Source organism: Candidatus Nitrospira nitrosa, from assembly GCF_001458735.1.
GTDB lineage: Bacteria > Nitrospirota > Nitrospiria > Nitrospirales > Nitrospiraceae > Nitrospira_D > Nitrospira_D nitrosa.
On sequence record NZ_CZQA01000001.1, the window covers coordinates 818,071 to 831,316 of the forward strand.

At 56.8% G+C, this 13,246-nt stretch carries 14 protein-coding genes; all 14 read right to left on the reverse strand.

The annotated features are described in order from the left end of the window. Positions 1 to 92: 92 nt before the first annotated feature. The 14 genes from COMA1_RS03935 to COMA1_RS03995 all read right to left on the reverse strand — a co-directional run bounded on the left by COMA1_RS03935 (position 93) and on the right by COMA1_RS03995 (position 13,155). Positions 93 to 755 (reverse strand): response regulator, encoded by a 663-nt coding sequence (locus COMA1_RS03935; RefSeq protein ID WP_090746805.1) that lies wholly within the window; start codon positions 753 to 755, stop codon positions 93 to 95. Between the two features lie 56 nt (positions 756 to 811). Next, the gene (locus tag COMA1_RS03940; protein WP_245630935.1) at positions 812 to 2,788 is read right to left on the reverse strand and encodes a sensor histidine kinase; all 1,977 of its coding nucleotides are present in this window, start codon (positions 2,786 to 2,788) and stop codon (positions 812 to 814) included. Further along, positions 2,674 to 3,207, reverse strand: coding sequence for a PAS domain S-box protein (locus COMA1_RS21480; protein ID WP_090744081.1), 534 nt, complete (start codon positions 3,205 to 3,207; stop codon positions 2,674 to 2,676). The genes COMA1_RS03940 and COMA1_RS21480 overlap by 115 nt, the downstream gene beginning before the upstream one ends. A gap of 204 nt (positions 3,208 to 3,411) precedes the next feature. Next, positions 3,412 to 3,501, reverse strand: coding sequence for a hypothetical protein (locus COMA1_RS21950; RefSeq protein ID WP_342672684.1), 90 nt, complete (start codon positions 3,499 to 3,501; stop codon positions 3,412 to 3,414). 98 nt (positions 3,502 to 3,599) lie between these two features. After that, positions 3,600 to 3,863, reverse strand: coding sequence for a fructose 1,6-bisphosphatase (locus tag COMA1_RS21765; RefSeq protein ID WP_218055299.1), 264 nt, complete (start codon positions 3,861 to 3,863; stop codon positions 3,600 to 3,602). 342 nt (positions 3,864 to 4,205) lie between these two features. Continuing rightward, positions 4,206 to 7,520 (reverse strand): efflux RND transporter permease subunit, encoded by a 3,315-nt coding sequence (locus tag COMA1_RS03960; protein ID WP_090744087.1) that lies wholly within the window; start codon positions 7,518 to 7,520, stop codon positions 4,206 to 4,208. 118 nt (positions 7,521 to 7,638) lie between these two features. Continuing rightward, positions 7,639 to 8,697 (reverse strand): efflux RND transporter periplasmic adaptor subunit, encoded by a 1,059-nt coding sequence (locus COMA1_RS03965; RefSeq protein WP_090744090.1) that lies wholly within the window; start codon positions 8,695 to 8,697, stop codon positions 7,639 to 7,641. Positions 8,698 to 8,720: 23 nt separating this feature from the next. Beyond that, positions 8,721 to 9,266 carry a hypothetical protein gene (locus COMA1_RS03970; RefSeq protein WP_090744093.1) on the reverse strand — a complete coding sequence of 182 codons (546 nt, stop codon included), beginning with the start codon at positions 9,264 to 9,266 and terminating at the stop codon, positions 8,721 to 8,723. An 81-nt stretch (positions 9,267 to 9,347) separates the two neighbouring features. After that, on the reverse strand, positions 9,348 to 9,536 hold the full coding sequence (locus tag COMA1_RS03975) for a YgaP family membrane protein (protein ID WP_090744096.1): 189 nt from the start codon (positions 9,534 to 9,536) through the stop codon (positions 9,348 to 9,350). Positions 9,537 to 9,849: 313 nt separating this feature from the next. After that, complete coding sequence (locus COMA1_RS20980) at positions 9,850 to 10,008, reverse strand: hypothetical protein (RefSeq protein WP_176697839.1); 159 nt, start codon at positions 10,006 to 10,008, stop codon at positions 9,850 to 9,852. A gap of 145 nt (positions 10,009 to 10,153) precedes the next feature. Further along, the gene (locus COMA1_RS03980; protein ID WP_090746808.1) at positions 10,154 to 10,636 is read right to left on the reverse strand and encodes a cytochrome c; all 483 of its coding nucleotides are present in this window, start codon (positions 10,634 to 10,636) and stop codon (positions 10,154 to 10,156) included. Positions 10,637 to 10,817: 181 nt separating this feature from the next. After that, positions 10,818 to 11,429, reverse strand: coding sequence for a Tll0287-like domain-containing protein (locus COMA1_RS03985; RefSeq protein WP_176697840.1), 612 nt, complete (start codon positions 11,427 to 11,429; stop codon positions 10,818 to 10,820). Between the two features lie 29 nt (positions 11,430 to 11,458). Beyond that, positions 11,459 to 12,064 (reverse strand): Spy/CpxP family protein refolding chaperone, encoded by a 606-nt coding sequence (locus COMA1_RS03990; protein WP_090744102.1) that lies wholly within the window; start codon positions 12,062 to 12,064, stop codon positions 11,459 to 11,461. 296 nt (positions 12,065 to 12,360) lie between these two features. Beyond that, positions 12,361 to 13,155 (reverse strand): sulfite exporter TauE/SafE family protein, encoded by a 795-nt coding sequence (locus COMA1_RS03995; protein WP_090744105.1) that lies wholly within the window; start codon positions 13,153 to 13,155, stop codon positions 12,361 to 12,363. Between the last annotated feature and the right edge of the window lie 91 nt (positions 13,156 to 13,246).

The window sequence follows — 13,246 nt, forward strand, 5'->3', positions numbered from 1 at the left end:
CTGTTTCTAAGACCCTCCACGACTGATTGGTACACGACGCATCTCGTCAGGGTTTCCAGAGGAAGAAGTCTGGTGGAAGAGGAACAGGGCCACTACAATTCTGCGCTGGCGAGGCCTTGCGTGATGGCGTAGCGCATCAACTCCGCCGTGCTGTGGACATTCAATTCCTGCATGAGGCAGGTCTTATGGAACTGCACGGTCTTCACAGACAGGTTCAGCAGCGTGGCGATCTCTTTGGTGCCTTTCCCCTCCCCGACAAGTTGCAAGATTTCCCGTTGCCGGGGCGTCAATTCCTTCGCAATCCCCATGATGGCCGAAGCCTCTCCTATCTTCAGCGCTTGGTCGATCATCGGCTTCACAATCGAGGGGGTGAGATAGTGTTTCCCCTGCAACACGGCCTCGATCGCCTGGGGCAATTCAGACGCGGCCGACTGTTTCAGCAGAAATCCCTGCGCGCCCGCTTTGAACGCTTCCGTGGCATAGCGAGAGCTCGCATGCATCGTCAGAAAGAGGAGCTTTGTCTCAGGCAGCGTTTTCTTAAGGTGCCGAGCAGCCTCCAAACCGTTCAAGAGCGGCATGGAGATATCGAGAAGGATGAGATCCGGTTTAAGTCGATCAGCTGCCTCGAGTAAGGCTCGCCCGTCCTCCACGGTCCCCACAACCTCGCACTGATCCTCGATCAGCTTGCGCACCCCAGCCAGAAGTATGGAATGGTCATCGGCCATCAATACGCGCGGCTTCTTTGTCGGGATCATCTCTGACATGACATTAATGTGTGTGTCTCTGCAAGTACAGACCGCAAGTCGCCTCTCTACCGATTGTCGTCGCTCTCCATGACGCGCCCTTCACGTCTCACATCTTCCAACGGCACCCATGCATGTATCTCCATCCCGTCACCCGGTTTGGTCCTGATGCGGAACCTACCCTGCAGCACTCCTATCCGTTCTTCCATACTGATGAGACCGAGCCCCTTTCGTCCGTTGGACATCCGCTTCGCCTGGTCAAAGCCTTGTCCGTCATCATGGACACAGAGACCGACACCTCGCGTCGAGCCCAAGATCCTGACCACAACATACGTCGCGTTGGCATGTTTGCGCACGTTTTGGAGGCTCTCCTGCAAGACCCGATAGAGGCAGGTCGCTTGGTCGAGGGACAGCGTAGTCGGGAGATTACGGATCTGGACCTTCGTCTTCAACTCCGTCCTCGCCTCGAACTCCTCCACATGCTCTTGGACTGCCGCTTCCAGACCAAGATGTTCCAGGAGTGTCGGATGAAGCTGATATGCTAGTCGTTGGAGATCCGTGGCGATCTGCTCCGCCATTTTACCGACTTGGTGAACACGAGCGAGCAAGGATGCCTCGGATCCACGCGTCACTGAGCAGATGCCCTGCAGATCGATCGCCACCGTGGCAATCCGTTGCGTGATATCGTCGTGCAGTTCACGGGCGATGCGCTGTCGTTCAGTCTCCTGAGTCAGCAGCAACTTCGTGTTCAGCTGTTCCAATTCTGTTTGAGACCTCTCCAACTCCCGCTGCTTCACAAGCAGAGTTTCCTCTGCGCGTTTTCGGTCGGAGATATCCTGATGGGAGAGTACGACACCCTGGGATTCCACCAACGGCGACACGCGGAGGAGGAACCAGCGCTGCTCATCGGACGAATGACAGGGATACTCCGCGCTAAACGCCTCCTGCCTCCCCGCCAGCACTGCTTCGATACCGGAGAGAATCGGAGGCACCGTGGCATCCCCCTCGGCAATGGCGCTACGGCATACGTCAAGATAGTTATCCCCCACCGCCCCGATAGTCCGGGACTTATCGGAATTCGCCTGAGCGAATTGCTTCCAGGGTTCATTCGTCCGGATGATGACCCCATCCCGATCCAACACACAGACATGGGCCGAAAGCGAGTCCAACACCTCTCTGGTAAAGGCCTCATTCGACTGGAGAAGCCTCTCATTCCGCTTACGCTGAGTGATATCCGTTACCAACGCCACCAAGTATAGGGGGCTGCCCTGCTCGCTGAAGAGAATGGAGACATACTTCTGGACCCAGACCGGCCTGCCCGATTTGGCAAGGTACCGACTTTCCACGTGAAACCAGCTTCGTTTCCTCTCCAGTAGTTGTTCCACCAGTTTCACGTTTTGTGCACGATCGTCGGGATGGAGCAGGGAAAAGAAATGCCGCTGAACCAGCTCCTGCGCGGAGTAGCCGGTGATGACACAAAAAGCCTCGTTACACTGGAGCAGATTCCCCCTCTCATCCGCGATCCCAATCCCTTCCGCAGCATGCTCGAAGATCTTGCGGAATCGCTCCTCGCTCATACGCAGCGCGTCTTCGGCCTGCTTGCGTGACGTGATGTCCTTCATCACTCCGACCATACGCTGGCAAGCACCATCGGAGCGATAGCGGTACGAACCCTGAGCCTCGATCCAGCGAATGGTCCCGTCCGGCCAGCGTGTCCGAAACTGACGGCGATACTCACGCCGTTGCTCCATTGACTCACGAATTGCGGTCTCTGTCGCCGCGAGATCCTCCGGATGCACTCGCGCCGCCCAATTTTCATAGCTTGGCTCCACACTGTTCGGCCGATATCCCAGCATGACAAAATGCTGCATCGTCCAGTAGACCTTGCCGCTTTCGACATCCCAATCCCATACTGCCGTCCCTGTCTCCTCTACACTTGCCGCAACCGTACTTCGCTCTCCTGGAGCGCGATTCGAGCTTGGACCTGCGCGGTGACCTCTTCCGAAGCAATCGTAATGCCGCCGATTTCCCTGCCGCCAAACCAGGGACGAACTTCCCATTTGACCCACTGAGTCGATCCGTCTGCCCGGAGAAACGGGTCTTCCTCGGCCCGGATCACTTCCCCGGCCAATCCGCGTCGATGCACGGCTTTCCACTTTTCCTGGATTTCCGGAAACACCTCGTAGTGCGATTGCCCGATCACATCCGCTGTGATCCCGTAATCGGACAACCACCGTTGGCTTGCTGCGAGATAACGCATCTCGTAGTCGAACATCGCGACTGCCGTCGTCGATTGCTCGATGAACTGGCGCAGCTGTTGCTCCCTCACATCTACGACTCTCTTAGTCCGGTTGCGCCTGGCCGAGAACGCTGACGCCTTGCGCTGGCGTGCGGCGGCACGTCGCACAGGCGAGGGTCGTTCGTGCTGTGCCCCCTGTTTTTTCTTGGTGCGTTTGGGTGCCATGCGAGTAGACAGTATTCTAGGTCCGAGCTGATGCTCTAGCAAGAATGTAAAATCGAGTCCTAGTGGAAGGACAGCTCTCCTGGCAAATTATCCTCAATAACCTAGGCAAATGACTAGGGAAGATTTCATTAATCCTCACTTTTGACTAGCCACCTCTCAAAACATTGGAGAAGCGACTGGTTCTCAAGTGAAACTCTGAATTAATCAGACCTTCCCTAAACGAAAGCCCTGTACGATGCTGGGTGCCAGCATCACCCCCTGCGTGTTTATCGGGTCGGCGAAAGCCAGGTACAGTGGGAGATTAAAGGCACTGGGGTCAGTCTTGTCGGCAGCAAAAACAGGAAAGGCTCATTCGGTCACTCGTTAAATTCCATCTCCACCACAGCCGCCCCCTACAGCCCCTGCTGCTTGGCTACTTCGGTCACCGCAAGGAACGCGGCCCACGCCAATTTGTGAACAGCCTCGTGTCCCACCCCATGACTATTGCTCATCAAGAGCGCGATATCATCCCCGGTACTGCTGACGAAGTGGTCAATCCACATCGAGCTATGCTGAGCCACATAGCGCTGAACGGTTTCCAATAGTTGCCGGGATGGACAGATATGGCCGCCGATCGAACCAATGTCGGTTTTGATGATGCTGAGGGTGACCTTCATGGCGACGTTCCTCCTTCATCCGATAATGAAGCACGATTCCTACTTCAAGCTGAGAAATTTCAATGCCACGGTGGTCACGGACGGATCGTTCATAGGTTTCCATGATTCCCTCCATGAAGGCTGGATGCATGACACTGGATTCAGAACATCGATTGGGGTGGGCGTCTACAGAGTGATGGTTCTCTAGGAGGCAAGATACCACAGTGAACGTTAGTATCGGATTCTTTGTGACGAGTCATGAAGCGTGCGAATTCAGAAGCAAGAGACATGATGCCGTTCCGCAAGCTCACGGCCCTGAACGTTACGAAGGATTGGAGCTGAAGCTCCCGTGAACACTGCGGGCTAGGTTAGAACCGGCCGTGAAATTCTTTCTTCGGAATTCCGTGGACTATCCTCGCCTATCGATCCGACAGGGTGAAGACATGGTGTAATCGGCTTTCTGGTCACATGGTAGTAAAGGAGAGGAATCACGACCAGAGTCAGCAGCGTCGAGGCACCGACACCGAAAAGTAACGAGACGGCCAACCCCTGGAAGATGGGATCCAGAATGATGACGAAGGCACCGACCATCAGCGCAGCAGCGGTGAGAAGAATGGGCCTTGTGCGAATAGCACCAGCCTTGACGACGGCTTCAGCCAAGGGTACGCCGGCACGTTCTTGCAGCTGAATGAAATCGACGAGGAGAATGGAGTTCCGCACGATGATCCCCGCCAGCGCGATGAAGCCGATCATGGAGGTCGCGGTGAAATACGACCCCGTCAGCCAATGACCTGGCAAAATGCCGATGAGCGTGAGTGGAATCGGCGCCATGATGATCAACGGGGTGACGAACGATTGAAACTGCCCGACGATCAACAGATAGATGAGCAACATGGCCACAGCAAATGCGAGGCCCATGTCCCGGAATGTTTCATAGGTAATGTGCCATTCTCCATCCCACTTCATCGCGATCTTCTCTTCCGACCACGGCTGTGAGGCGTAGTATTGCTCGACCTGATACCCTTCCTCCGCTCGAAACGTTTCAAGCCTTTTCCCGACTCCCAGCACTCCGTACACCGGACTCTCGGCTTGCTCCGCTCCAGGACCACCGACGTCCGCAACCACATACACGACCGGCTTTTGATTCTTGTGATAGATCGCTTTGTCTTGGACCGTTCGCTCGACCGTGAGTAGTTCGGACAGCTGGATGATGCCGCCGGTCTTTGTACGCAGCCCGATCTCTCCGAGATGCTCAAGACCGGTCCTTTCAGCGAGCGGGAGGCGAAGCACGATTTGGACTGGACTCTTCTCTTGCGGGATATGGACGAGGCCAACCTTCGTTCCTTGGAGTGCCATGCGAAGCGTGGTGACGATTTCATCGGAAGGAATACCGGCGAGGGCTGCCTTGGCACGATCAACGGTGAAGACATATTTCACCTGGTCCGCCTCGATATAGTCATCCACGTCGACCACTCCCGATGTGGATTCGAAGAGCCCTCGGATCTCCTGTGCCACGACAAGTTGCCTGTTGTAGTCGGGCCCATAGACCTCCGCGACGAGCACTGATTGCACGGGCGGCCCGGGCGGTACCTCGACGATCTTCACATTGGCGCCATATTCACGAGCGATCTCTTGCACCGGTGGACGAATCCGCTGGGCAATGTCATGACTCTGGGTGGTGCGCTCGTGCTTCGCGACCAGATTGATTTGAATGTCCGCCTCGTGAGGTTGCTCCCGCAGATAGTAGTGCCGGACAAGTCCACTGAAGTTGAAGGGAGAGGCCGTTCCGACATAGACCTGATAATCCCGCACTTCCGGCACCGTCTTCACATAGCGTCCTAGCGCCTGGGTGACTCGGGCGGTCTCTTCGAGCGTCGTCCCCTCCGGCATGTCGACCACCAGTTGGATTTCGCTCTTATTGTCGAAAGGGAGCATCTTCACGACGACATGGCGGGTGTAGAACAACAGCGTCGATGCGACGAGCAAGAGCCCGACTCCGGCCAGAAACGCATAGGCGAGGAACGGATGGGCCAGCAGCGGAGAAAGAATCCGCCGGTACATCCGAGCCGTCAAACCTCGGTCATCGCTCTCATGGTCGACTCCTGAAAGGGAAGTTCCCGGACGATAGCAGGTCTGGCAAAACCAGGGGATCACGATGAAGGCAACCAACAGCGAGAAAAACATCGCGATGGACGCGTTGACGGGAATCGGCCTCATATAGGGCCCCATGAGCCCGGAGACGAAGGCCATCGGCAGAAGGGCGGCGATGACGGTGAATGTCGCCAAGATCGTGGGATTCCCGACCTCATCAACCGCCTGGATGGAGGCTTCATGGTGAGCGGCAAGACGCATCTTCAGATGGCGATAGGTGTTTTCGACGACCACGATGGCATCATCCACGAGAATGCCGATGGAAAATATGAGGGCAAACAGTGTCACCCGGTTGATCGTATACCCGATCATCATCGACGTGAAAAGCGTGAGCGCAAGAGTCAACGGAATCGCGATGGAGACGACGAGCGCCGGCCTCGGCCCCAATGTCACACCGAGGAAGACCACGACCGCAACGACAGCGATCAGGAGGTGCCACAGCAGTTCATTGGCCTTCTCCTGGGCCGTTTCTCCATAATCGCGCGTCACCGTCACACGGACGTCCGACGGAATGACTCTGCCTTTCATCTCATCGACTTTTCGGATCACCTCAGCGGCGATGGTCACCGCATTCATCCCGGCCTGCTTAGCAATGGCGACGGTGACAGCGGGGTCTTCGTGAAGCGTCTCTCGTGAGGCGTCGTTCGTAAGCCCCGCTTCACGGGTGCCTCCGGCGCCCACGCCGAACCAAACATAACTCGTCGCTTCTGCCGGGCCGTCCGTGACTTCCGCCACTTGGCGCAAGTACACCGGTCGTTGCTCATTGACGCCGACGACCAGACTTTCTAGATCTTCCCGTGACCGGATGAAGCGACCCGTTTCTACCAGAAAGTTTTGATTACGACTGTCGAAGCGGCCGGTCGACAAGGCGCGGTTCTCGCCGCGCACCACGCTCGCGACCTGCAGAGGAGTCAGCCCGTAGGCCTTTAATCTCGTCGGATCGATCTGGATACGCAACTCGCGCGGCCTCCCACCGACGATGAATCCAGCCGATGTGCCGGCTACCTTCTTGATCTCCTCCAAGACCTGTTCGGCCAACCGATGGAGCTCAAATTCCCCATAGCGCTCACTCGACAGCGTGAGGGTGACGATGGGAACATCGTTGACATCCTTCGGCTTGACCAGAAACGGTTCGGCACCGGATGGTAAGAGATCTTGGTTCGCCATCAACTTGTCATACAGATCGACCAGACTCTGTTCCATCGGCTGACCGACATAGAACCGGACGATGATCAGGGCGCCACCAGGTCTCGAGATCGAGTACACATACTCGACCCCCTTGATCTCGGAGAGCTTCCGCTCAAACGGCTTGGTGAGTTGTTCTTCAACGACCTTGGCTGATGCCCCGGGAAACGGCAGCCAGACATCGGCCATCGGCACGACGATCTGTGGTTCCTCCTCACGAGGTGTACCGACCACCGCAAACAGACCCAGCAGCAGCACGCCCAGCATCATGAGCGGTGTGAGCTTACTGTCGATAAAGAGGGCGGCGATGCGTCCGCTCAGGCCTGGTTTGTAATTCGTCATACGCCAACCGTCATGCGTCGTTTGTCTCTCCTGAAGCGGAGCGGTTCGAGTTGAAAGTTTCTTGTTTCGAGTTTGGAGTTCGAAACGCCTCCGTCACGAGACTCGAAACATGCAATTCTTATTTGGATGGCGATGTCACCGTCTCAACGACCTGAACGGCTGCTCCGTCAACTCCACGACTTCCGTCCGTCAAGACCCGCTCTCTCTCGTTGATGCCGGACAGGAGCTCGACATGTTTTTCGAACCTCCGCCCGACTTTGACCCATCGGAGCCGTACGACCTGGTCCGATCCGACGACGTAGACGCTGCTGAGCTCGCCTCGCTCGACCAGGGCCGTCACAGGAACCAGAATGGTTTGCGTGACGCCTTTCTCGAGAGGAAATCGGCCGAACATCCCAGTCCTCAGTCCCTCTACCTTTGGCAGATCGACCTTAACCGTGAAGGTATGTGTTTGCGGATCTCCCGCGGGAAGAATCTGGCTGACTATGCCGATCAACTCTTGGCCGCTTAAGGCATCAATGAAGACCTGAATCTTATCGCCTGGAGAAACCGACCTGAGATCTCCTTCCGCGACCGTGGCTTCCAGACGAAGACGCAGAGGATCTTCCATTTTGAGCAGCGGCTGACCCGGTGACGCTAATTCTCCTGCCTCGACTTTTTTCTCAGTTATGATGCCGTCGAACGGCGCTCTCACCATCGTATAACTGAGTTGAGCCTCCACGGCCTTGCGATTCGCATCCGCGACTCGATGGGCCCGAGTCGCATTCTCCATCTCCTGTTTCGAGACTGCATCTTGGGCATACAGTTGGTTCATCCTGTCGAGATGCGCCTTTGCATTCTCGATCTCCGCCTGCGCACGGGTCAGGTCTGCCTGGAGGTCTCGGCTATCCAGCTGGATCAAGCGCTGCCCCTTGGAGACCTTCGAGCCTTCTCGAACCAGCAACGTATCAATGGTCCCTTGGATACGACTGGAGAGCGTAGCTTGGAAGATCGGAACAACCTGACCGGTGACCTCAACGCGAATCGGCACCGATGCCGGCTTGGCTTCCACGACTGCAGCCTGGATCGTCTTCTGTGGAGCGCCGGATACCACCGGTGCGACCGGCTCTTCCCTGGATCCGCAGCCGGTCGAGAGCAGGACCGCGAGGAGGATGTATCTCGTTGGGTTGACCCTCATCTGCGTGATGTGTTCCTCCGGACTCACGCTTCGCCTGCAGCAGCTCGAGCATGGTCTTCACACTGATCCTGAGCGTGAGCCTGTGCACTCTTCTGATCGTCCCATATCCCGCGCTTGGCCCCTAGCTGTCGAAGGAGACATTCGGCTGTCTTGAGCAACTCTTCTAGGCGACGATCCGGTTTCGCCCCGTAGTGTCCCCGGTCGAAGATGGGAATTTGAAGACAGACTTCCGCTCGATACTGACGTTCCGGAGCATACATAATGCGATGCATCGGCGGTTCGGGATATTCGCAGGGTTTCAGAAGATCCAGCGACTGAAAGAATACACGGCAAAGCCGTCGAAGGTCACCGATGAGGTCACACAGCTCGACGTCCTCGCCCGACGGCAGATGTTTGGGATCCTGGAAAGCCGCGTAGAGGTTGAGTTGAAAACCAATCTGCACGATCTGATTTGATCCATCTTTCACATAGAAGGGATCGTGGTCGAAGCAGACCTTCCGAGCGGCAATCATTTCGCGGAGATCCCGCTCGCTTGCAAATGCATCTGTCAAAATCAGGGGAATGGTCATAGCGGCTTTCCTGATCCTCCGTTACGCCCCGGACGGCTCGGCATTCACCCAAGAATAAAGCATCCCGCAACAAAGTCACGACTATTCTTGCACGCCGAGCTTTCGTAAGAGTGCCATCATCGGACACCAGCCGGTAAAGGCCGATTGAATCAGATTGACCGCCACAAAGGCGGCGAAATAGTTCCAATAGGGATGAACGGTCGCACCCAATATGACTGCGATCAGCACAAACACGCCTGCGATGAATCGGAGCTGTTCATTGAGTTTCATCTGGCCCTCCTTTCCTCTTGCCTATGTGAGTCACAGACCGAGCAAAGGATTCACACAGATCCCGAAACGTGCCTTTGCCAGCTGACAAACCCTCCGGTCAGATTACGACAGCCGGCCATACCCGCGTGCCACAATACTCGCTCGGCGAAATACCCTCGTTGACCGACCGCACAGATAGGTGACAACGGACCGATCTGTCGGCAGCTCGCCCATCGTCGTGCGTAATTCCGGTAAGGGAAGATCCAGGAATATGTCCGGTCTCGGGGTCGGCTACCAGAGGGTCATTGCGATCAGAGATTTCGCCGCTCAGGTACTAGGGTAGGCCGCAGTTGGCAAAACCGGCGTGCGAGCCACACTCGAATACGATGTGGGCCGACTCACCCAGTCGGCGTGCACTGGCCGCGGCGCTGGCTCCGCCGGCAATCCCATCCACAATAATGATGCGGGTCCGTCGACTTATGGATGTGAGCATTTCTCCTCTTATAGCCGTGAATCGATCGACCGGCAGAAACAACTCACACGATGAGAGGCCGGTGCTGCTCCTCCGAACAGGACCAACTGACTTGCTGAGCAGCTCAATGCGGACATTGGAGGAAGCACTCTCTTCCCTTCACGACTTATCGGCCTGCAGAAAACCGATACATATCGTGACAGGCCGTGCAGCGAGCCGTCACGCTCGACAAACGTTGCAGGATTTGTTGCGGTGTCTCATTCCGGACGATCGCATCAGCCAGCGCATCCATATCCTTGTGGATCGACATGCCCATCTGCTTAAACGGCAGCGGCAACTTCGCCATGATGGCCGGCTCCGCATCCGCCGCCATATGCATGCCGACCGCTCGAGCCGTTTCTTCCATCTGCCTCAGGTCAGGCTTCGGTTCCCCCAACCCTCTGATGATGCCGTCTATCGCTTTCAACAGATGCCGCATCTCCGCCAGAATCTCATCCCGCTCAACCGGTGCCAATAGTATTTCCACGCGGCCGTCACTCCCTTCCGTCGTCCAGCCTTTAACGAAAAACCAGCTGAATGCGGCAATGGTTATGACCCACAGCATCAATGCGATCAATCCCATTGAACTCAGCGTCGCTTTTCCGTCCATCTGATGGAATCTCTGACGCAGAGAGATCGTTGTTCGGCGCGGTATCAGCATTTATCAGCGTTCCTCCAACTTCGTGACGCAAAATGATTTTTGAACGGCAGGCGATCCTAGAATAGCCTACCTGTCATACACGTGTCCTCTCAATTGAACCGGATGACTCACGCAAGTCCGACTTCACCCGTTACTGGTTGGGCTCGTCGAACGGCTGTTTGATACTCACAGCGCCGCGAAGCTCGCCCGCCTGGTACCCGGTCGCCGTATCGAATGGGTACTGTGCCTTCAGGCGCTGTTGAATCTCTCCCGGAATCGTTGCCACGGGTCCATGACACAGAAGACATTGCGGCTGCACGGCGATCGCCTTCATGAACCGATAGTATCGTCCGCCCGGTTCCGTCACCACCTCACTCTGAGTCATACCCGAGAAAGCCTCCCCTTTCGTGGCACGCTCGGCAAATTCGCCCAGCACCTTCTGCTCCCACGCATCCGGCATGCCTAGCAAGGGATTGCGCACACGTGTCCCCACGCGCGTCACCCGCCAACCATGTTCGCGCGACAACCGGCCCGCGACCTCCGGCGCCAGCTCGGCACAGACTTTGATCGCCTCTGTCGGACCGCCCTTGGCCATTTCCCTCGTCATGGTTGCACCCAGTTCCCTCATAAATTCCATGGCTACTTCAGACGCGGCTCTTTCGAGCCCTGTTGTATCTTCGACGGCGAAACCATGCGAAGGTACGAGAAGCGCCATACACACCCCGATACTCACTTGTAGTTTTCGTAGCCACAGCATTGTCATACCTCCATCCATACGCTTGCGCTCCATGCTTAATGCTGGTGCTGCTGACCTCCGCTGGACTCTCCACTCTCATGATCTCCGCCGCCATGTCCTCCGTGGCCGCCTCCACTCATGCCACCCCCGCCCATTCCTCCACCCATCCCGCCGCTATGTTGACTCTCACCCTGACTCTTCATATGTTCACGATGAACTCGGTCCTTCTCGCGTTGATCAGGGGTCAACAGAGCCATGGCGGTGCGCTTCCCCTTGATGGCCGAGAGCAGACAAGCCGCTTCTGACTTTTTCAACTGCTCGACTTTGGCCTGAATGGTCGTGAGGTCGGCCTGCTCATCTTCCAGCATGGCGTGCAGTTCAAGCTTGGCGATCTTCACATCGGCTTCCAACCTGGCCTCCGAACGCTGGAAGTCCAGCTGTAAGGCTTTGAGTTTGCCGACCTGTTCCTGCGTCAGCCCAAACTCTTTGGCATGCTTCAACAGATGTTTCAGGTAATGCCCACCAGGGTCTTCCTGTCCCTCCTGGCCGTGACCGCCTTGCCCCTTCTTCCCATGGCCCTCGTCGGCAAAGACGGGGAACACCGTCATCGCGACAGCTACTGCGATTCCCAAAAATCCAAAACCTAATCTCCTCATCATCATTATTCCCTCCATTTGGAAATTAGAAAACCCCGTCGGCTCTTACGACTCATGGACCGCCTAGAGGCACAACCGCTTATGGTCACTGGATCGATCGGCGGTTCCTTTTGTGAGTATGAGTCACGCATGCTCAGAATGGATTCACATGATTCGGACCATCCCTCGTCAGGGATCATCGCGGTCATGACCAATGTCGAGGCGTTGATCTGTGACCACCGTATGCGAACACGACACAATAGCAAAGCTCATGGCCGCTCGATGCTTCGGTCTGCCGGGACAAGATGCCTGTTTTCCCTGAATCAACGCGCGCCCCAGCTCAATGTAATCCCGTTGTGGAGGATGAGACCGGCGGCGACAGCTGCGGCAACGACTGCAAATTGTTTCGCGAGGCGTGCTGGGGGGATTCGACGCGCCACCTCTGTTCCCACGAGCATCCCCAGACCGCTGCCCAGCAACAGCAAGCCCGTCACAAGCCAATCGAGCCGGCCCTGTTGGACATGCCCCAATAGGCCGCCGAGCGAGACAATCGCGATAATCAGCAGCGAGGTGCCGACCGCCGTCTGCATCGGGAAGCCCAAAATCATCGACAATGCCGGCACGATGACGAAGCCTCCGCCGACACCAAACAATCCGGTGACGACGCCGGCCAGTAACCCGACGACCAGAGCTCTGATTACGCATCTGCGAGGCATCTCGTCTGCGCAGCGTGGGCCCTCGTCCATGGCCGAGACGGTGTGGCCTTGCCACATCCGCCAGGCGACGGCCAACATCAAAACCCCGAACAAGAGGAGGATGAGTTCTTCGCGAACCAGACGATGAGCGAGCGCACCCAACCACGCACCGATCCAGCCGCTGGCGCTGAACAGGGCTGCCGCTTTCAGTCGAACGTTACCTGCTCTGAGGTGACCGTATGCACCGAGTCCCGCGGAGGCCGCGACGACAAGGAGCGACGTCGCGGTCGCTTCCTGTACAGGCAGCCCAAGACCATACACCAACAAGGGAATCGCCAACAGCGACCCGCCGGCTCCCGTCGCGCCCAATGTCACGCCCACCATTCCGCCGAAGAAAACCGCAAGAAAGCTTTCCCAGCTCATCGAGCGGTACGGCAAATCCGCCGGCTTGCCGCCCTTCTGTCAACCGACGATCGTCTGGACGTCAGATGAGTCATATCCTAATCATCACCCC

Excerpts from the sequence above, each read along its gene's own strand:
- COMA1_RS03985 (WP_176697840.1), bottom strand. The coding sequence starts at position 11,429 with ATGACAATGCTGTGGCTACGAAAACTACAAGTGAGTATCGGGGTGTGT.
- COMA1_RS03975 (WP_090744096.1), bottom strand. The coding sequence starts at position 9,536 with ATGAAACTCAATGAACAGCTCCGATTCATCGCAGGCGTGTTTGTGCTG.
- COMA1_RS03935 (WP_090746805.1), bottom strand. The coding sequence starts at position 755 with ATGATCCCGACAAAGAAGCCGCGCGTATTGATGGCCGATGACCATTCC.
- COMA1_RS03980 (WP_090746808.1), bottom strand. The coding sequence starts at position 10,636 with ATGGACGGAAAAGCGACGCTGAGTTCAATGGGATTGATCGCATTGATG.
- COMA1_RS03970 (WP_090744093.1), bottom strand. The coding sequence starts at position 9,266 with ATGACCATTCCCCTGATTTTGACAGATGCATTTGCAAGCGAGCGGGAT.
- COMA1_RS03990 (WP_090744102.1), bottom strand. The coding sequence starts at position 12,064 with ATGATGATGAGGAGATTAGGTTTTGGATTTTTGGGAATCGCAGTAGCT.
- COMA1_RS03995 (WP_090744105.1), bottom strand. The coding sequence starts at position 13,155 with ATGAGCTGGGAAAGCTTTCTTGCGGTTTTCTTCGGCGGAATGGTGGGC.
- COMA1_RS03965 (WP_090744090.1), bottom strand. The coding sequence starts at position 8,697 with ATGAGGGTCAACCCAACGAGATACATCCTCCTCGCGGTCCTGCTCTCG.
- COMA1_RS21765 (WP_218055299.1), bottom strand. The coding sequence starts at position 3,863 with ATGAAGGTCACCCTCAGCATCATCAAAACCGACATTGGTTCGATCGGC.
- COMA1_RS21480 (WP_090744081.1), bottom strand. The coding sequence starts at position 3,207 with ATGGCACCCAAACGCACCAAGAAAAAACAGGGGGCACAGCACGAACGA.
- COMA1_RS20980 (WP_176697839.1), bottom strand. The coding sequence starts at position 10,008 with ATGCTCACATCCATAAGTCGACGGACCCGCATCATTATTGTGGATGGG.
- COMA1_RS03960 (WP_090744087.1), bottom strand. The coding sequence starts at position 7,520 with ATGACGAATTACAAACCAGGCCTGAGCGGACGCATCGCCGCCCTCTTT.